Origin of the sequence: Vibrio ponticus (assembly GCF_009938225.1) — a bacterium.
Lineage (GTDB): Bacteria > Pseudomonadota > Gammaproteobacteria > Enterobacterales > Vibrionaceae > Vibrio > Vibrio ponticus.
In genome coordinates this window covers 1256211-1275407 of the sequence record NZ_AP019657.1, presented here as the reverse complement: position 1 = coordinate 1275407, position 19197 = coordinate 1256211, and the positions used below count along the sequence as shown (strand labels likewise).

The following is a 19197-nucleotide window of genomic DNA, read 5'->3' as shown; positions in this document are numbered from 1 at the left end:
CAAGGCAGAGTGGGTTATCCGCTTTGCCTTTTTTATTCCTCTACGCTTATTAATCACTGTTTTTCTGGTGCCATTTTGCAATTTAGTGGAAACGTTTACACTTTGAGTCAATCCTCACAGAATAAGCGTACAAGCAGCGATAAAATTTAAATCAGTTAAGAATTTACTTTCTCCATCTAAGTCGTGGACGACACGAAAGCGAGGTTAGTGTGCAAGTTCTTGTTACCGGTGGTTTAGGATATATCGGGTGTCATACATGTGTTCAAATGATCACCCAGGGTTTTATTCCGATTATCCTTGATAATTTGTGCAATTCGCACATCGAAGTACTCGATAGAATTGAACTACTTACAGGCACCAAACCGCATTTCTATCAAGTTAATTCAATTTTCGACAGCCATACAATAGATGCGGTGATTCATTTCGCAGGTTTAAAGGCTGTTGGAGAATCGGTGATTAAACCCCTTGAGTATTACGACAACAACGTCAATGGTTCATTGGTTCTTGCGAGGGCGATGCAACGTGCTAACGTGCGTAATCTGGTTTTTAGCTCTTCCGCAACTGTGTACGGGTCACCACAAACGATTCCAATTACGGAAGATACACCAGTAGGTGCAACCACAAACCCGTACGGACGCAGTAAATTTATTGTGGAGCAATGCCTGTCTGATTTGATTGACGCGCAAAATCACGCGGGGCAAGCGTCTAACTGGAGTATCACGTTATTACGGTACTTCAATCCTATCGGCGCGCACCCATCAGGTCTAATAGGCGAAGACCCGCAAGGGATTCCAAACAATCTAGTGCCATATATTGCACAAGTTGCCATTGGTCGCCGTGAGGCGTTATCGGTGTTTGGTCACGATTACGATACCATCGATGGCACCGGCGTTCGCGACTACATCCATGTCATGGATCTCGCTGATGGTCATATTGCTGCCATCAATCAAATGACCTCAAAAGCAGGGCTGCACATATTTAACTTAGGGACAGGCACGGGCACCAGTGTATTGCAAATGGTCCATGCCTTTGAACTCGCGAGTCAACAACCTATTCCATTTAATCTCGCTCCTCGTCGTCTTGGCGATATCGCTGAATGTTGGGCAAGTACCGATAAAGCAGAACGCGAACTCTGTTGGAAAGCCACACGTACCATTGAAGAAATGACACGAGACACATGGCATTGGCAAAGTAACAACCCTAATGGCTACTTAACCTCTGAGAACGGGTGTGAACAATGATGAAATCAGATACCTTTAACCCTTTGAATGATCCCCATCGCCGCTACAATCCATTGAAAGGCGAGTGGGTGTTAGTTTCTCCTCATCGAGCCAAGCGCCCTTGGAATGGACATGACGAGAAAGTATCGCATCAAACTTTACCGAGTTATGATCCTCACTGCTATTTGTGTCCGGGAAATCAACGCATATCGGGTGAATCTAACCCTAAGTATCTTGGTACCTATGTCTTTAACAATGACTTTGCTGCGCTGATGCCAAACACCCCAGCGGCACCACTCAATAACAGTGCATTATTCAAACTGGAAAGCGTACGTGGATTGAGTCGAGTCATTTGCTTTTCCCCCGATCACAGCAAAACTTTACCCGAGTTATCAACGACAGAGCTCCGAGGCGTTATAGAAACTTGGGATCAGCAGATTGAGGAGCTTGGTAAAGAGTATATTTGGGTTCAAGCCTTTGAGAATAAGGGGGAAGCGATGGGGTGCTCTCAGCCTCATCCGCATGGACAAATTTGGGCGAACAGCTTCTTACCTAATGAAATCGAAATAAAGAACAAACATCTGAAGCAGTATTTTGAGCAGCACAATAGCAATTTACTGGTCGATTATGTTAACGCTGAACTAAAGGACAACACGCGTATTGTTGTTGAGACACAGCATTGGGTAGCTCTTGTCCCTTATTGGGCGGCATGGCCATTTGAAACGATGCTTCTACCGAAAGCACACGTACGCCGCTTAAATGATTTAAGTGACGCTCAGCGAGATGACCTTGCGATGGCAATCAAACAACTGACGACACGTTATGACAATTTGTTCCAGTGTTCATTCCCATACTCCATGGGGTGGCACTATGCGCCTTTCTTTGAGCAAGGCACAAACCTTGATCACTGGCAGCTACATGCCTTGTTTTATCCGCCATTACTTCGGTCCGCTACAGTGAAGAAGTTCATGGTTGGGTATGAAATGCTCGCCGAGAGTCAACGTGACTTAACGCCTGAACAAGCCGCGCAGCGCTTACGTGACACGAGCGGTATCCACTACAAAGAATCCATCAAGTCGTGACAACCTATTTCGACAGAACTGAGAGAAAGATTATGCAAGAGCTAATCAATAATGTGAAAAATACCTTTGAAGCCGTATTTTGTTATCTTCCAACCCACATCGTTCAAGCGCCTGGAAGAGTCAATTTGATCGGCGAGCACACCGATTACAACGATGGCTTCGTTTTACCTTGTGCTATTAATTATCAAACTGTTGTCGCAGCCGCAAAACGCGACGATTCAATCGTACGAGTAATAGCTTGTGATTACGACAACGATACCGACCAATTCGACATCACGCAGCCAATCGAATTTGAGCAAGAAAAAATGTGGGCCAACTATATTCGTGGGGTCATACATTTCCTGATACAACGCGGCTATAAACTCAATGGTGCAGACATCTCAGTTAGCGGCAATGTTCCTCAAGGGGCAGGATTAAGCTCTTCGGCGTCACTCGAAGTCGTTATCGGTCAAACGTTTAAAGCGCTCTATAATTTGGAAATTAGCCAAGCAGAAATAGCCCTTAATGGACAACAGGCAGAGAATCAATTTGTCGGCTGCAATTGCGGAATCATGGATCAGATGATATCCGCGGAAGGTCGTGCTAAACACGCGATGTTACTTGATTGTCGAACGTTGGATACTCTGGCGGTACCCATGCCGGAAGATGCGGCAGTGATGATTATCAACTCAAACAAACAGCGTGGATTAGTTGATAGCGAATACAACACACGCCGTCAACAATGTGAACAAGCAGCGCACTCTTTGGGGGTAAAAGCACTTAGGGATGCCACAATTGAGCAGTTCGAACAGCAACAAGCAAAGCTCGAACTAGTTGTCGCCAAAAGAGCGCGTCACATCATCACCGAAAATGCACGTACCTTAGCCGCATCTGTCGCGCTAAAAGATGGCGATCTACAACGGATAGGCGAATTGATGGCAGAGTCACACGCATCCATGCGCGATGACTTTCAGATCACGGTGCCAGAAATCGATTATTTAGTTGAGATAGTAAAAGAAGTCATCGGTGATCGAGGTGGTGTGCGTATGACCGGGGGTGGGTTTGGCGGGTGTGTGGTCGCGCTTGTTCCGCCGGAATTGGTCGAAGTCGTAAAACAAAATGTCTCCGACAAATACTATGAAAAAACGGGGTTGAAAGAAACAATCTATGTGTGCCAAGCCAGTGATGGCGCTGGTCTGGTATAGCAAGGGTTGGTAAATAATGAATAAACTCTTGTTAGAGTCAATGACTAGACATAATGCAACTGATGGACAATTAGCCCAACTGATTCGTTTAGAAAACAGTTTAGGGATGTCGATTATATTGATGGACATCGGTGCAACGTGGCTGTCATGTGAGCTGATGATAAACGATGAGCCTCGGGAAGTTTTGCTTGGCACTAAAACGCTCGAACAGTTTTATCAACAGTCATGTTATATGGGGGCGACCATCGGTCGCTTTGCCAATCGAATCCGCAAAGGCGAGTTCGAATTAGATGGTATAAGATACAAAACTACGACCAATCAAGCAGGCAATACTCTCCATGGCGGCGAAACTGGATTTGATCTCTATCGCTGGTACGTCAGAGAAAACAGCGCGAGTCATGTCATCTTTGATTTGGTTTCAGAAGATGGGGATCAAGGCTTTCCTGGCAGACTGTCGGTTTCCGTTAAGTATCAACTGACTGATACAAATCAGGTTATCATTTCTTATGAAGCTAAGACGACTAAGCCAACGCCCGTTAATTTAACCAATCATGCGTATTTTAATTTACTGGGTGCAGAGTCAGGAAACGATTGTAAAGGGCACTTGGTTCAAATTGATTCAGATAACTTCCTTCCGGTCGATTCAGTTGGCATCCCATTGGACAAACCATGCAGTGTTGAAGGGACAGGGTTTGATTTTCGAACAACGAAACGAATTGAAGCGGATTTATTACGAGATCAGCAACAAAAACCATCTAAAGGATATGATCATAGTTATTTACTAAACCCTAGTGTAACCAACTTACAGAACATCGCAGCAAAAGTTGTTTCACCAGATGAACGCCTCAGCTTAAAGCTCTATACAAACAAACCGGCACTGCAACTCTATACAGGTAATTGGTTATCGGTGACGCCAAATAGAAGTGGAACTTGTTATGATGATTATGCAGGTTTGGCTTTAGAAACGCAGTTCTTACCGGACTCGCCCAACCATCCTGAGTGGCAACAACCCGATTGTATATTGCGACCAGGTGACACATATCAATACACGACTGTGTATGAATTTGATGTCCACCATTAAAGGAAAAATCCCCCCAATAGTTGGACGCCAATTATTGGGGGGATTTTTCTTAGGTAGAGGTTATGACAAAACACGTTCGACAGACATTCTGCGAACCAAAGTAGGAGAGAACTGCAGCGGTTCACTTTCTACAGGTTTGTCTTGCGCGAGTTGTAAAGCGAGCCTTGTCGCTTTCTCTGCCATCATTTGGATAGGATAACGAATAGTGGTGAGGCGAGGGTGAACATAACGAGCAATTAAGCCATCATCAAACCCAATAATTGATATTTTGCTCGGCACATCAATGCAGTTTTCTTCTAGGATCACTAAAGCGCCCGCTGCCATATTATCGTTGTATGCGACGATAGCGGTAATTGGCAACGACTTGGTCAATAAACTGGTCATGGCGTCTTCGCCACCATCGCCATCGGGGGTTCCGTATTCGATATAAGTCTTGGGTAGTGTGATGTTATGATCTTCAAGCGCTTGTTGGTAACCACGGATACGTTGCTCAGTATCTTCAATGCTGTGTGCCGACGCAATACAAGCAATATTTCGATGCCCATGCCGGATTAAATACTCAGTGGCAAGGTACGCGCCTTTAACGTTATCTAGGGAAATACAACGATCAGCAATCTCAGGAATATGACGGTTGATAATCACCAATCCTTTAACTTCATTGGCGTAACCAATAAGCTCTTGATTGCTCAAACCTTTAGAGTGAATCACTAAAGCATCGCAACGACTGTTAATCAACAGTTCGATTGCTTTACGTTCCTCATTGGCACTGTGGTAACCATTGCCAATTAAAGTGTGCTTACCATTTTCGTGAGCGACATGATCAACCGCTTTAACTAACGTACCAAAGAATGGATCGGACACATCGCTAACTAAAACGCCCACGGTGTTAGTGCTTTGGCTAACGAGAGCACGAGCCGCGGCGTTTGGTCGATAACCCAGTTTACGCATGGCGTTGTTCACAGCTTCGATAGAAGCAGCACTAGCTTTGGGAGATTTATTTATTACTCGAGAGACCGTAGCGACAGAAACACCAGATTCTCGCGCGACATCTTTGATCGTAGCCATTTGACTGATCACCTTAGAATTGCTCACATATCAGCATTAGACACGCTTTGTGAAAACAGCGCAATAGAGCGCTATCATTAGAGTGACCTCTGTAGTTATTTATCTGATAGATATGAATATTTTTAGTGAAAACGTATAGCATCAAAGCTTAGATCATCATGTCCACACATAATGGGTTATCTCAGATTAACATCAATAAAAGTTCAAGCTAGCAAATTGACACATGGCTTAGCTTAGCAGAACGAACCAAGCGCATTACCGATGATAGCAAAGACAAAACTGGTGACTCATTAAAGCTCATCAACAAGCACGAACCAAATAAGCAGTTGTAAAGCATCATAGATAAATCTAAGTTAGATGATTAACTCAGAGCGATCTTAATAATCAATTTGGAATCTTTAGATATCCATATGATTATTAAGTATTTTATGGTAAATCAATTATGTTAAGTCTCAATAGTGAATCAGAGAATAGAAGGGAGCGAATTGCACTGCAACCTCAGCGAGATAAATACCATATTTAACATAATATACATAATGCGCACTAAGGTATCTCGAAATACTATCATGGCTTTGGCGCCAAATCGTCGCTTTCTACGCTATAAATGTGGCTAAGTTTTGCTTTCGTGCGTCGTTCTTCATGTGTCTACTAATTGCGACATTCTGTGTTTTTGAACATAGTTTGTTTGCGACTGCGTCAACCGTGATTGTTTTTCGCTAATCAGCATCACTTTCTTTTGATAGATGCTTTCTCGATAGCGCTCCAAAAAAACTGCACGTTTAGATTGTTATCGGCTTCAATTCCTCACGTTCTTCATCTTAAACTTATCCAACATAGATATTGGCTAGTTACTAAAACTCTTCATCGGTCGTACCTATAACTGCGATGTTGATTTTCAAATCGGTTTCTATGCTCTCAACTTGTCGCTCTGTATCTATCAGGATTGTTTTTCGATGACCGCCTTTATCTTAGCGCGGTCTGCTTATAAGCCTTTGGATTTAAAATTTAAGTCGTTATCTATGTGATTTCTCGATGCTAAACGCTGGCTAGAGTCTTCAGCTCCTTACGCAATCAAGATAGATTTTCGTGAGCTCAATGACAACAATACCTTTGGCTGTTTGCTCTTACACTAACTGCTTTTTATTCCATTGAATCACGACGAAATGTCAGACTTGCTTGATTTGCCAATAATGAATGCAAAAGAGTTTGTTTTAAATTGTATAACACGTGGCGTTTCTTAATTTAAAGAAAGTGTTACGTCGTCACGCAATGGTGTTCAAGGAGATAAAATCTCATACCCGACTATCTCAGCGGATTTATCTATAACGTCTAGCGGTATCAATGCTGTGCATTCCATGACTCTAAGACCTACACAAAATCCTTTCGCTATTTCGCTAAGACTACCGGGTTGTTTACGGAACAGTCATTTAACAGTATCAACGTACAAACGATTCTGCGCATTGTATTGATTGCAATGACATTAGCCGTTGTTACACTGTCACCCTGACTATTCTTATACAGCCAATGCTGGAACTCGCCTATTGTTGTATCGTGTGAGATTAAAAGCATAATAGCAGATACAAAAAATCGCGCCCTTATTTAACATAACTATGTCATGTATAAGCTGCGCGATGATGCTTGATTATACCCGTCCTACTTGAAGTTGCAGCGGTGTTGACTGGCACTAACAAACCTCATCACATAGACCATCTATGCTCAGAGGCTTTGTTCCTTTGTCGCCTACCTGCATCTCCAAGTTGTTTGGGTATAGGATGTTTGTTTAGCCTGCTTTCTTACCCGATTTGGAGGTAAAACCTTGATGTGGAAACACATTTCTAATGCGTTGCTGCACTTTTTTCGGTACTTGTTTTGAGAATACTAACTTAGGACCAGTGCGCTGTTGATACACTTTCAACTCGCCATCAAAAGGATTCCTTTCACCAATTTCTTGTACGTTATGGTGAAACTTATTGGGAAAATGTCCTTTTACTTTCTCGATATGCCCTTGCTTAAACGTCACCTTTAAGACTGGTCTATCAACCGCTACCAACCAAAAGATCACCAATGCCGCGATAATAATGACATATAGCATTTGTTCTTCCTTAATCCGCTAATAACTTGCTTAAATCTTCCTTCAAACTAGATACGGTTTGGGATGCTTTTTCACTACGAGAGGCTTCAGAAAGCAAATATTCAATCGCATCTGATAAGGTACAACCTAACTCACCTGCGCGGTACGAAAGCTTTTCCCATACACGGTAATCAAGGTCGATAGACTTCTTCTTTGTATGAATTTGTTCGGCGTTAAAGTGACGCTTACGCTTAGCACGAATAGCTTGCTTTAGTTTGTTATCTAACTCCTGCGCCATGTTATCTTCAATCCACTCGAGTACACGTGTCGGTTCGTGTTCAAGTTTAAGTAGTCCCTCGACTGCAACTTTGTCCTCGCTGCTATCAATATGGCGAGTGATCTTTTCTCCCTCTTTCCATTTCTTGATAAGGTACTTCCACTTCCAACCACATTCTAAGTTTTCAAGTTGTTGATATTTCATTTTATATGACCCGTTAGCATTCTGGTGACAGCGTAACCCAAAGTCAGTTTTTTCACAATCCACAGTCATTTAAATATCGACTCAGATCGCCTATAAAGTGTGCAACTTCACTCTAGTATGGCGATAGATGCTATATGACGAGTCAGTTTTCCTATATAATTTGTCACCTTTTTGCATAAATGAATGTCTCAAATGATCCAAGAACAATGGCAAGCTGTCACGCCGCAATATAATGAATACGATAGCTTTATAAATACTATCCATACACTTCCCTGCGTTGACTTTGCCTCAGCTCAGCCAAGACTAAGCAAAACGATCGATACATTCACAACATTAAAGGGATTTAACCATCTCTTAGTGCTAAATAGCCCTGACAACGCATTTTATCGCAAGCAAATTGTTGACGTCGTAAAAGGCAAAACGGCGCAGCCTGTATTAACCACTGAGTCTATCGATATGAAGGCGCTGTTTGGTTCATACAGCTGTGATAAAGACGGCAACATTCTGCAACGCAATCAGGGGTTATTGGAGCAATGCGAGCAAGGTTTCATCGTCTTACCCATCACCACTCTATTAGCAAACCCGGCTAGCTGGGTCTTGTTGAAAGCAGCGTTGCTGACAGGTACCAGCTCTCCTATCAACGTTAATCCAACTCGCTTTGCCGCTAACGACATCCACTATTCGGTATCAAGCAAATTACTGCTGGTTGGTGACCGTGAGCAAATTGCTGAACTTGAGTATTTAGAGCCTGACCTGTACAACGGTTTTGCTTTGTATAGTGAAGTTGAACTCGAGCTCGCTTTGTCGCAAAACACGATTGAGCTTTTCTTGGGACACTTAAACTGGATTCTCCAATCCAACCAGCTACCTAAACTGACACCAAGCGCAATTCATCGTCTTATGGTTGCTGGCGCGCGCCTCACTGAAGATCAGCGCTACATGCCATTAGACATCATGTGGTATCTAGCGATTTTCTTTGAGTCTGCCTCAACCTGTGATGGTGAGCAGATTACCGAAAAAGATATCGATTCAGCAATCGATGCAAAATATTATCGTGAAGCGTATTTACCTGAGCGTGCCCGTTCGGACATTCTTGATGGTCAAGTTATCATTGAAACTCAAGGTGAATGTGTGGGTCAGGTTAATGGTCTTACTGTGATTGATGTCTCTGGTCATCCGCAATCTTATGGTGAGCCGGCACGTATTTCATGTGTCATTCATTTCGGTGATGGTGATATCTCTGACGTAGAACGTAAAGCAGAGCTCGGCGGTAACCTACACGCCAAAGGTATGATGATCATGCAAGCATTTGTGGCAAGTGCGCTGAAATTGGATGAGCCATTACCCTACTCAGCTTCGGTTGTTTTTGAACAGTCTTACTGTGAAGTTGATGGCGATAGCGCAACATTAGCTGAGCTGTGCTCTTTCGTCAGTGCTTTGTCGGAATACCCAATCAATCAGCAAATTGCGGTCACCGGTGCCGTCGATCAGTTTGGTCGTGTGCAAGCGGTTGGCGGCTTGAATGAAAAGATTGAAGGTTTCTACCATGTATGTAAACACCAAGGTTTTACTGGCGAACAAGGTGTGATCTTACCGAAAACCAACTTAAAACACCTGGCACTTCACAAAGATGTGGTAGAAAGCATTAAAAACAATGAATTTCATATATGGTCTGTTGAAACGGTCGACCAAGCAATCCCGATCATCATGGGTAAACCTTTCCGTGGTGATGACGAAGAAAGTGTGATCAGCAAAATCGCTCAACGTATTGAAAACTTTGAGAGAGATGAGCAGTCAGAATCTTTGATTGAACGCGTCAGGAACTGGTTTAACTAGCACTGATCGGAGTTGTTTAGCGTACACGTGTTCTCTAATATGCAGCTATCAAAAATTGGAGTAATTGATAATGCAAAATAAACGTGAATCATATAATCGCGAAGATCTACTAGCGTCTAGCCAAGGTGAACTATTTGGTGAAGGCTACCCTCAACTTCCAGCACCAAATATGTTGATGATGGATCGCATCACTAAGATGTCTGAAACTGAGGGTGATTTCGGTAAAGGTTTAATCCTTGCTGAATTGGATATTACTCCGGACCTATGGTTTTTCGATTGCCACTTCCCTGGTGATCCAGTAATGCCTGGTTGTCTAGGTTTGGACGCAATGTGGCAATTGGTTGGTTTCTACCTTGGCTGGGTTGGCGGCAAAGGTAAAGGTCGTGCTCTTGGTGTTGGTGAAGTGAAGTTCACTGGTCAAATTCTACCAACTGCGAAAAAAGTGACTTACGAAATCCATATGAAGCGTGTTGTAAATCGCAAACTAGTAATGGGTTTAGCCGATGGTCGCGTGCTAGTAGATGGCAAAGAAATCTATGTAGCGAAAGACCTGAAAGTGGGTCTTTTCCAAGATACGTCTGCTTTTTAACTTCGAATTCAATGATAAGCGACTCTAGCGAGTCGGTTATTTTTTAATTATTAATTTAGTTATAGTGCATTAGGGTATCACTATAAAGCCCCTTGCGGGGCTCATTTCCTTATGTTGTATGTGAAGAGAGTAACTACTTAAATAAGCCAGCTGTTTTATCTTCTCTGGCATCACGCCAACCACCGAGCCAATACGAACGAGCGTCCATCTGTTGATATGGGCAAGCTTCGGTTGATCGACCATTTAAGCCTGCTTTGTAACCTTGAGATTGTGCACGTTCTAGGCGGTCACGCTTTTGTCTCTTCATAGTGTCGTCCTCATACAATACGGGTGTGTCTAAGTACTACTATTAAAATTGTGTGGCGCTTTTATTACTCCACCATTAAAGAATCGAACAAAACTGCCCCTTTCACAAGCAATAAAAAAAGCCTGACCTCAAAAGTGTGAGATCAGGCTCTAGTTTACAATTTTGTTTATTGCTTACGTCTGAAACCTAACAGAGTTAACAGACCTAGAGCTAACCACCCTAGAGAAGCACCTTGGCGCTCGATAGTTGTCTCGGTAACAGGTCGAGGCTGAATATCCGCAGCAGTGGCACCTTGAATCGGGACCAATTTAACCGCAACGAGTGTTGGAGAGCCTGCATTACAAGTTGCGCCAATGTCTTCTGTCGCATAACCGCCACTACAATACAAAGCCGTACCTGAAATAACACCCGCATCGTTAATGTCGGTTGCATCAACAATGCGATATTGGTTGTTTGATGAAACACCAGAAGTTAAGTCATCTAAATAATAAGAACCGTTCTTAAATGGAGCATTAGATTTAGACTTATCACCTACTACAGTCACGAAAGCACGCTTAGCACGCTCGGTACCATCGATTTCAGCACGACGTTCGTAGTCGATTTGCCCTACAACTTCGTTGTGGTTATTGATTGCACCAGCTTTACCGTTAGCACCAGTAAAGAATATCGAACCGCTGAAAGTACTATAGCCACTGTTCGGGCTTTCTAGGTTTGTGGTATAAAACAGTGCGTTTGGATAAGCTCGTTCCAGCGCATTATCATACTTAACTTCACCGATAGCGATACCATTCTCATTTACACTAGTCAGAATGGAACTTAGGTAAGCGTCGTCTGAGAAACGCCCTACTGTTTTCGGCTCACTACCATCCAGTTTATACACCGCAGCAACAGGTCGAGGCTCAGAGTCACTGCTATAACCGACAATATATTTAGTACCGTTAGTCGTTCCATTTAAACCATTTGCAGTTACAATGTCACGCAAGCTAGCTTGTGCAATCAACCGACCATCTGCTGTCGTTGTATGCGTGAACACTTTCTCAATCGCTCCTGTTGAATTCCATACAGCAGCGTAAGATATATAGTCGTTTACATCATCGGTAGATTGCTTGCTTACGCTACCAATATATTTTTCGCCATCAAACGCCCAAACTTTGCTTTGATCATAAGTAACACTGCCATTAGTACGAGAAAGTTCTGTTGTGCCATTTATGTAAGCATAAGAACGATTTTTTAAACTCCCACCGTAGAAGTTCCCCATCGCACTCGCTGCATCAGTTGCAAAACTATTCACAACTACATCGTCTTCACCAGCATTTACCGTGTTGGATGTCGCTTCAATATAAGCTTTCGAGTTATTTAACGAACCTTGCTTAGCATATCCACGCGTATACTGTTCATCGGCCCAACGATCACATGCCTCGTTGGTATAGCCGAGATAATTATCGCAATAACTTTCAAAGCCATCAAAACCTTCTTCTAGATAATCAAAACCAAACGATAATCTAAATGGAGACTCATCACGGTAACTGAAACCTTGATTATAGACTTGTTCTTCGAAGGCAATTTTCTGTTTATCCTCGTGAAACTGAGGATCAGTGCTCAAATTACAATTATTGGTTGACCAACAACTTATACTGTCAGCCGAAGGCTGAATCGCAACACCGAACGTCTTCGCGTCAGAAGCTTCTGGTAAATATGAATAAACATTATAAAGCGCTGCTTGTGCACCAAATGAGGCACAAACGGTTACTGCAATCGCCGATAATTTAAATACGTTACTTCTCATCAAAATCTTAACTTTCCTGTTGCATTGCTTCGAGCTCTTCCCAACGCTCGAAAGCAACTTCTAGTTCCTGCTCTACCGCAGCAAGCTTATCTAATACGGGTTGAGTTTTATCAACTGGTTGAGTGAAGAAGTCGGCACTGTTTACCAACTCTTGCAGCGATTCAATTTCGCCTTCAAGTGCTTCAAGTTTCGCTGGGAGCTCTTCAAGCTCGCGCTGTAGTTTATAGGATAACTTCTTAGGCTTTCCTTTTACAGGCGCGGATTTGAGACTTACCTCAACTACCTCTTTCTCTTTTGCTGGTTTTTCAACCGCACGCGATTGCTTAACTTGAGCACGTTGCTGCTGCGCATCATGGTAACCACCGACAAACTCTTCGATTACGCCATTACCTTCGAAAATCCAACTCGTCGCCACCGTGTTATCGACAAACTGACGATCGTGGCTCACAAGTAATAACGTACCTTGATAGTTGGCAAGCAAATCTTCTAAAAGTTCCAAAGTTTCGATATCTAAATCGTTAGTTGGTTCATCTAGCACCAATAAGTTGTTTGGACGCAGGAAGATACGCGCAAGGAGTAAACGGTTTTTCTCACCACCTGATAGCGCTTTCACGGGTGTACGAGAGCGATGTGGTGGGAACAAGAAGTCTTGGAGATAGCTTAATGCGTGGCGTTGACGACCATTTACCGTCACCTCTTGCTTACCATCAGCTAGGTTATCAATCACCGATTTCTCAGGATCAAGGATTTCACGGTATTGGTCAAAGTAGGCAACTTCCAACTTGGTACCACAGTGCAAACGACCTTCGCTCGCTTCTAAATCGCCCAGCAGTAACTTAAGCAGCGTACTCTTACCGCAGCCATTCGGACCAATAAGTGCAATACGGTCACCACGCATCACATTGAAAGTGAAATCTGAAACGATTTTCTGACCATCAATCGAGTAGCTAAGATTTTGCGCTTCAAAAATGATCTTGCCTGAACGATTAGCATCATCGATTTGAATATTGGCTTTACCCTGCACTTCGCGTCGGTCAGAACGCTCTTCACGCAATTTTTTCAGTGCTCGAACACGGCCTTCGTTACGAGTACGGCGCGCTTTAATACCTTGGCGAATCCATACTTCTTCTTGAGCAAGCTTTTTGTCAAATTCTGCATTTTGCATCTCTTCAACACGCAATGACTCTTCTTTATCAACTAAATACTGATCGTAGTTGCCAGGGAAAGAGGCCAATTTACCGCGATCAAGATCGACAATGCGGGTTGCCATTGATTTGATGAAAGCGCGGTCGTGGGAAATAAAGATGATTGAACCACGGAAATCTTTAAGGAAGTTTTCTAACCACTCAATCGTGGTGACATCCAAGTGGTTGGTTGGTTCGTCTAGTAGTAATACATCTGGATCACGCACAAGCGCGCGAGCAAGTGCAGCTTTACGCTGCCAACCACCTGACAGGTCAGTTAGCTTAGTGTGTCCATCTAGTTTTAGGGCGGTCAATACATTCTGAATACGGTCTTCAAAACGCCATGCGCCGGAGTGTTCCAGTTGCTCTTGAATACGAGCTAACTTATTAATGTTCTTTTCGCTCGGGTCTTTCGCAATTAGATCGAGTTGATCTTGATAGATCTTAAGCTGCTCACCAATCTCTGCAAGACCAGCCGATACGTAATCAAATACCGTACCTTCTTGGTTGCGTGGTGGATCTTGTTCTAAACGCGAGATAACCACATCTTGGGTTACGGTTAACTTACCGTCATCCATGATTACCTCACCAGCCAACACTTTCATCAATGTCGACTTACCCGCGCCATTACGCCCCACTAAACAGACACGTTCATTTTCTTGTAGCGCAAAATCAACATTGTCTAATAGTGGGCGATCGCCAAAACCTAAAAGGCCGTTATTTATGGTAAGTAATGCCATTGTTTTCTAACCAAACCTGTAATTGTTCTAATTCAAATGGCCAATTGAGCTCATTTTCACCATAAGACAAGACGGGAATAGTTACCCCGTAACGTGAAAATAGTTCATCATCGAATGCGATATCGACCACTTCAATAGGGAGTGAAATGTCTAATTGTTGTGTCAAAGCCAGTGCCATCTCGCAGAGATGGCACCCTTCCGTGCTATATAAGGTAATCAATGGTTGTCCTATTAACCTTTGTGAGTCACTAACCAGCAGTTATGGATATGTTTGTTGCGAGAGAAATCCAAAGGCAAGGTTTGAGCAGAGATGTTCTTCGCCTCTAAACCAAGTTCTGCTAGTGCTTCTAAATCCATCTTAAAATGACGTTTGTTGTTTGAAAATACAATCGTACCTTCTGATTTCAACAGACGCTTAAGATTACGCATCAATTGGATGTGATCGCGTTGCACGTCGAACGTCTGCTCCATACGTTTTGAGTTAGAAAACGTTGGTGGATCAATGAAGATAAGATCGTAGCTACCCGTCGCTTTCTCAAGCCATTGCAGACAGTCAGCTTGAACATATTGATGCTGACGACCCACTTGACCGTTTAGCTGCATGTTCTCTTTTGCCCACTCAAGGTAAGTGTTCGACATATCAACCGTTGTTGTTGAACGCGCACCACCACAAGCAGCATGTACCGTTGCTGAACCCGTGTAAGCAAATAGGTTCAAGAAATCTTTACCCTGTGCCATTTGACCTAAACGACGACGCGTTAGTTTGTGGTCCAAGAACAAACCGGTATCAAGGTAGTCATGTAAGTTGACGATAAGGTCTACACCGTATTCGTTTACCTGCATAGTCTCAGACTGTTGAGACAGCTTTTGATATTGAGAACGACCTTTCTGCTTTTCACGAGTTTTTAGCACCACTTTGTTTGCTTCAATGCCCGTTACTTGGATAGCCGCACGAATAATATCGGTTAGACGGCGTTTTGCGGTCTCTTCTGGAATGCTCTTAGGCGCTGCGTATTCTTGAATAACAAGGTGATCAAGGTAAACATCGATTGCAACATTGTAGTCTGGCAGATCAGCATCATAAATACGGTAGCAATCTAGCTCTTCTTTACGTGCCCACTTACCAATCTTACCAATGTTCTTTTTCAAACGGTTGGCAAAATCAGGCGCAATCACTGTTTCAGTGACATTGTCACTCACCACCTCACCTGAACGTTCAGAGATTTGGTAGTTCTTTTGGTGACACGGTAACGCACCGTTGTTCAACTTAAATTGCTTGTCTGCACGCATGCGCAAACAGCTTAGTAGCTCGTCTGAACTAGAGAAGATAGAAGCTTGGCAACCGCCGAACTGTGATTTTAACTGTGCACCAAATGCCGTGTATAACGCGATCAAACCAGGATGTGTGCCTAAACGCTCACCGTATGGCGGGTTACACACAATTGCACCATTACCGAAGCCTTCTGGGCGCTTAACCAACGCTGCATCGCCAATTTCAAACGATACGAACTCTTCTACACCTGCACGACGGGCATTATCGCGAGCTGTTTTGATTACTCGCTCATCGTTATCAAAGCCGTAGAATTTGATGTCAATTTTATTGACACCACGACGCGCCTGTACGGTAGCTTCCGCTTTAATCTCAGCCCAAAGCTCTGCATCAAAGTCTTGCAGTACTTCAAAACCCCATGCTTTACGCTTAACACCTGGTGCCATGTTCGCAGCCATCATTGCCGCTTCGATAACCAAAGTGCCTGAACCACACATTGGATCTAGGAAGTTCTTAGTTGCATCCCAACCACTGCGCAGAATGATTGCTGCGGCAAGCGTTTCACGTAGCGGTGCCTTACCTGCTTGTTCACGGTAACCACGTTGGTGTAAACCGCCGCCAACCATATCGATACCAAGAATCGCTTTGTCTTTATGCAGGCGAACGTGAATGCGAAGATCGGCTTGATCTTTACTGATCGACGGACGTGGAAGATTCTTCTTCGTGAAGCAATCAACAATCGCATCTTTCACTTTCATCGCACCGTATTGGCTATTGCGGATTTCGCGGTTAGTACCGTTAAAGTCCACCACAAGCTTTTTCGAGCTATGGAAATGGTTTACCCAGTTAACCGAAGACGCTGCTAGGTAAAGATCCATGTCATCTTGGCAAGTAAATTCAGACAAGATACGGACAAAACGTGAAGCCAAACGGCTCCATAAACAGCAGCGATAGATTTGTTCGTTGGTCGCTTTAAACCTTACCCCAGCCTGCACTGGCTTAGCGTCGGCAATGCCTAGTTTTGTTAGTTCTTCTACTAACAGGTTCTCTAACCCGTTTGAAGTTACCGCAAGATATTGATGCATAGTCTTCTAATGTTCGTAATTAATGACCCCGCATTATACCCGACCAAAGGGCATTTTCGTTAATTGAATCTCACTTTTCTCACCAACTTACCGCCGTTCGCTTAGCAATTCATCAATCGTCGATTTGGTTTTATTACAAAAGTCACTGTTTCAAACAATCGCCTATTTATCAAGCTAGGAGCGATAGTGAATACTTATTCCCGCTAAATCTGGTCTATACCAGCGCACATTTAGAGCTGTAATTTAGCTACACTTTAGCGCTAATAGAGGAATAAAGTTGCCACTAATGGTTTTTACCCGGAAATTTTCTGCACAAAAATCAGCTAATCAGATATTTTTTTGTAGGAGAAATCACACTGTTGCGGTCAATTTTTGCACGCGCTTACTTTATCGCGGACAAAAAAAAGCCGGCTATAAAGCCGGCAGGAAATGAATATTAAAGGAACGAAACGATAAAATTAGCCTACTAATCGCATAGGCTGAGTAAGGAAACTGTGGTTGGTGATTTGCATACGGTCATGCATCACCTTAATGGCTTGACCAAACAGCAGGGATTTATTGCCATTTAGATTGAACTCGTCCAAATTAATTGACGCACACAAGCTGGCACTATCACCAACTTCGAGGACGATAAACACCCCTGCTCCGTGACCGTTTTCTAAACGAACGAAGTCACCTTCTTCCGGTAGTATCGATCCATCAGATAGGCAATCAAAGAACCAACTCTTTGGCTGAACAGGCTTGTGAAAACGTTTTGCAGCCACACAATACAAAGCTAATTCAGCTTGGCGTGGCTCACTTAATCCAAGGTGGGAAATCTGTTCTTTATAAGTTTGAAAAGCGGATGCGTCATCCACAGTGAATTCATTCACTCCAATAGCGCATTCAACGATCAACTTTCGGCATAGATTAGTCTTGAAAACCATATCGTTGCCCAGATCCAGCATCAAATGCTGGCTAGCATCGTCATAGTACCAAGTCCATTTGTCGCTGGGTTTAAGCATCGATCCAATCTCAAGTTATAGTGAATAGAGGTATACCGCTTAAATTACCTTCCCCTCTGTATGCGAAAGTTTATGCACTGAGATGCAAAAAAAAAGAGGAAATGAATTCTCATTTCCTCTTCAAAATCATATTAGTTTTCCATTACTTACTTTGTGACGGCGTCACACTACCAGTAACGGATAACTAAATGTTCTTCACGATCTCTTTCACTAAGCCAGGACCGTGGTAGATGAAGCCTGTGTAAACTTGAACAAGTTTCGCACCTGCCATCATTTTCTCTTTTGCTGCAACAAATGAGTCAATACCACCAACACCAATAATTGGCAGTTGCTCGCCGAGCTCTTTATGCAGAAGACGAACCACTTCAGTACTACGTGACTGAACTGGGCGACCACTTAGACCACCAGCTTCTGTCGAGTGCTTCATGCCCTCCACTACCGTACGGTCTAGAGTTGTGTTGGTTGCAATGACACCATCGATATTAAACTTAATCAATGATTGGCAAATCTGGCTGATTTCATCATCAGTAAGATCCGGGGCAATTTTCAGTGCAACCGGTACATACTTACCATGCTTTTCATGTAGCTCTGCTTGCTTTTCTTTCAATGCGCCAAGCAGTTCATCCAACGCTTCACCATATTGCAGCGTGCGAAGTCCCGGCGTATTTGGCGAAGAAATGTTTACCGCGATGTAACCTGCGTACTCATATACTTTCTCCATACAGATCAAGTAATCTTCGGTACCCTTTTCGATTGGCGTATCTTTGTTCTTACCAATATTGATACCGAGAACGCAGTCGTATTTTGCTTTCTTAATATTATCAATCAGATTATCAACACCTAGGTTATTGAAACCCATACGGTTGATAATGCCCTCTGCTTCGATCAAACGGAAAAGACGTGGCTTATCATTTCCAGATTGTGGGCGTGGCGTTACTGTACCTACTTCGACGAAACCGAATCCCATTGCGTCAAACGCTTCAATACACTCACCGTTTTTATCCAAGCCAGCCGCAAGACCAACTGGGTTACGGAATGTAATACCCATACATTCAACTGGACGATGAGGAAGTTGTTGACGGTAGAAAAGATCAATAGGAGTGCCGGTAAAGCGCTTGAAGTTTTGAATTGCTAAATCATGTGCCTTTTCGGCATCAAGTTGAAAAAAGCCAGTCCTGGCTAGACGGTAAAGCATTCTGCCTCCGATAGAAA

The 19197-nt window shown here is 43.3% G+C and carries 16 protein-coding genes; 6 read left to right on the top strand and 10 right to left on the bottom strand.

Annotation, left to right across the window (positions count from 1 at the left end; all coding sequences use genetic code 11):
* The first annotated feature begins 209 nt into the window (after window positions 1–209).
* From galE to galM, 4 genes are read left to right on the top strand one after another with little or no spacing between them, the layout of a single operon-like run.
* On the top strand, window positions 210–1241 hold the full coding sequence (gene galE, locus GZN30_RS05590) for a UDP-glucose 4-epimerase GalE (protein WP_075647961.1): 1032 nt from the start codon (window positions 210–212) through the stop codon (window positions 1239–1241).
* Window positions 1241–2302: a UDP-glucose--hexose-1-phosphate uridylyltransferase gene (locus GZN30_RS05585; protein WP_075647962.1), complete on the top strand. Its 1062-nt coding sequence runs from the start codon at window positions 1241–1243 to the stop codon at window positions 2300–2302. The genes galE and GZN30_RS05585 overlap by 1 nt, the downstream gene beginning before the upstream one ends.
* A 32-nt stretch (window positions 2303–2334) precedes the next feature.
* Window positions 2335–3486: a galactokinase gene (galK, locus tag GZN30_RS05580; protein WP_075647963.1), complete on the top strand. Its 1152-nt coding sequence runs from the start codon at window positions 2335–2337 to the stop codon at window positions 3484–3486.
* A gap of 16 nt (window positions 3487–3502) precedes the next feature.
* Window positions 3503–4567 (top strand): galactose-1-epimerase, encoded by a 1065-nt coding sequence (gene galM / locus GZN30_RS05575; RefSeq protein WP_075647964.1) that lies wholly within the window; start codon window positions 3503–3505, stop codon window positions 4565–4567.
* A 60-nt stretch (window positions 4568–4627) separates the two neighbouring features.
* Here galM and GZN30_RS05570 read toward each other — a convergent pair whose 3' ends face one another.
* From GZN30_RS05570 to matP, 3 genes are all read right to left on the bottom strand, one after another.
* The gene (locus GZN30_RS05570; RefSeq protein ID WP_075647965.1) at window positions 4628–5632 is read right to left on the bottom strand and encodes a substrate-binding domain-containing protein; all 1005 of its coding nucleotides are present in this window, start codon (window positions 5630–5632) and stop codon (window positions 4628–4630) included.
* Window positions 5633–7412: 1780 nt separating this feature from the next.
* Window positions 7413–7724, bottom strand: a complete 312-nt coding sequence (locus GZN30_RS05565) for a DUF3634 family protein (RefSeq protein ID WP_075651939.1) — start codon at window positions 7722–7724, stop codon at window positions 7413–7415.
* A 10-nt stretch (window positions 7725–7734) separates the two neighbouring features.
* Window positions 7735–8184: a macrodomain Ter protein MatP gene (gene matP, locus GZN30_RS05560; RefSeq protein WP_075651972.1), complete on the bottom strand. Its 450-nt coding sequence runs from the start codon at window positions 8182–8184 to the stop codon at window positions 7735–7737.
* Window positions 8185–8376: 192 nt separating this feature from the next.
* Here matP and GZN30_RS05555 point away from each other — a divergent pair, with 192 nt between their 5' ends.
* Window positions 8377–10020, top strand: a complete 1644-nt coding sequence (locus tag GZN30_RS05555) for a S16 family serine protease (RefSeq protein WP_075651941.1) — start codon at window positions 8377–8379, stop codon at window positions 10018–10020.
* 70 nt (window positions 10021–10090) lie between these two features.
* On the top strand, window positions 10091–10609 hold the full coding sequence (gene fabA, locus GZN30_RS05550) for a bifunctional 3-hydroxydecanoyl-ACP dehydratase/trans-2-decenoyl-ACP isomerase (RefSeq protein WP_075651943.1): 519 nt from the start codon (window positions 10091–10093) through the stop codon (window positions 10607–10609).
* 133 nt (window positions 10610–10742) lie between these two features.
* Here the strand turns inward: fabA and rmf are convergent, their stop codons facing one another.
* The 7 genes from rmf to pyrD form a co-directional block, all read right to left on the bottom strand.
* A complete protein-coding gene (gene rmf, locus GZN30_RS05545) occupies window positions 10743–10916 on the bottom strand; it encodes a ribosome modulation factor (protein WP_075651945.1) in 174 nt (57 codons plus the stop codon).
* Window positions 10917–11082: 166 nt separating this feature from the next.
* Window positions 11083–12702 (bottom strand): DUF3466 family protein, encoded by a 1620-nt coding sequence (locus GZN30_RS05540; RefSeq protein WP_075651947.1) that lies wholly within the window; start codon window positions 12700–12702, stop codon window positions 11083–11085.
* Window positions 12703–12709: 7 nt separating this feature from the next.
* Entirely contained in the window at window positions 12710–14626 is a 1917-nt protein-coding gene (locus GZN30_RS05535; protein WP_075651949.1) for an ABC transporter ATP-binding protein, read from the bottom strand.
* Window positions 14604–14846 carry a glutaredoxin family protein gene (locus GZN30_RS05530; protein WP_075651951.1) on the bottom strand — a complete coding sequence of 81 codons (243 nt, stop codon included), beginning with the start codon at window positions 14844–14846 and terminating at the stop codon, window positions 14604–14606. Before GZN30_RS05530 ends, GZN30_RS05535 begins: the two co-directional genes overlap by 23 nt.
* An 11-nt stretch (window positions 14847–14857) precedes the next feature.
* A complete protein-coding gene (rlmKL, locus tag GZN30_RS05525) occupies window positions 14858–16981 on the bottom strand; it encodes a bifunctional 23S rRNA (guanine(2069)-N(7))-methyltransferase RlmK/23S rRNA (guanine(2445)-N(2))-methyltransferase RlmL (RefSeq protein ID WP_075651954.1) in 2124 nt (707 codons plus the stop codon).
* Window positions 16982–17439: 458 nt separating this feature from the next.
* The gene (locus GZN30_RS05520) at window positions 17440–17985 is read right to left on the bottom strand and encodes a cell division protein ZapC (RefSeq protein ID WP_075651956.1); all 546 of its coding nucleotides are present in this window, start codon (window positions 17983–17985) and stop codon (window positions 17440–17442) included.
* A gap of 184 nt (window positions 17986–18169) precedes the next feature.
* Complete coding sequence (pyrD, locus tag GZN30_RS05515; protein ID WP_075651958.1) at window positions 18170–19180, bottom strand: quinone-dependent dihydroorotate dehydrogenase; 1011 nt, start codon at window positions 19178–19180, stop codon at window positions 18170–18172.
* Window positions 19181–19197: the final 17 nt, after the last annotated feature.

Excerpts from the sequence above, each read along its gene's own strand:
- pyrD (WP_075651958.1), bottom strand. The coding sequence starts at position 19,180 with ATGCTTTACCGTCTAGCCAGGACTGGCTTTTTTCAACTTGATGCCGAA.
- rlmKL (WP_075651954.1), bottom strand. The coding sequence starts at position 16,981 with ATGCATCAATATCTTGCGGTAACTTCAAACGGGTTAGAGAACCTGTTA.
- GZN30_RS05555 (WP_075651941.1), top strand. The coding sequence starts at position 8,377 with ATGATCCAAGAACAATGGCAAGCTGTCACGCCGCAATATAATGAATAC.
- GZN30_RS05540 (WP_075651947.1), bottom strand. The coding sequence starts at position 12,702 with ATGAGAAGTAACGTATTTAAATTATCGGCGATTGCAGTAACCGTTTGT.
- galK (WP_075647963.1), top strand. The coding sequence starts at position 2,335 with ATGCAAGAGCTAATCAATAATGTGAAAAATACCTTTGAAGCCGTATTT.
- rmf (WP_075651945.1), bottom strand. The coding sequence starts at position 10,916 with ATGAAGAGACAAAAGCGTGACCGCCTAGAACGTGCACAATCTCAAGGT.
- fabA (WP_075651943.1), top strand. The coding sequence starts at position 10,091 with ATGCAAAATAAACGTGAATCATATAATCGCGAAGATCTACTAGCGTCT.
- matP (WP_075651972.1), bottom strand. The coding sequence starts at position 8,184 with ATGAAATATCAACAACTTGAAAACTTAGAATGTGGTTGGAAGTGGAAG.
- GZN30_RS05520 (WP_075651956.1), bottom strand. The coding sequence starts at position 17,985 with ATGCTTAAACCCAGCGACAAATGGACTTGGTACTATGACGATGCTAGC.
- galM (WP_075647964.1), top strand. The coding sequence starts at position 3,503 with ATGAATAAACTCTTGTTAGAGTCAATGACTAGACATAATGCAACTGAT.
- GZN30_RS05535 (WP_075651949.1), bottom strand. The coding sequence starts at position 14,626 with ATGGCATTACTTACCATAAATAACGGCCTTTTAGGTTTTGGCGATCGC.
- GZN30_RS05570 (WP_075647965.1), bottom strand. The coding sequence starts at position 5,632 with ATGGCTACGATCAAAGATGTCGCGCGAGAATCTGGTGTTTCTGTCGCT.
- GZN30_RS05585 (WP_075647962.1), top strand. The coding sequence starts at position 1,241 with ATGAAATCAGATACCTTTAACCCTTTGAATGATCCCCATCGCCGCTAC.
- GZN30_RS05565 (WP_075651939.1), bottom strand. The coding sequence starts at position 7,724 with ATGCTATATGTCATTATTATCGCGGCATTGGTGATCTTTTGGTTGGTA.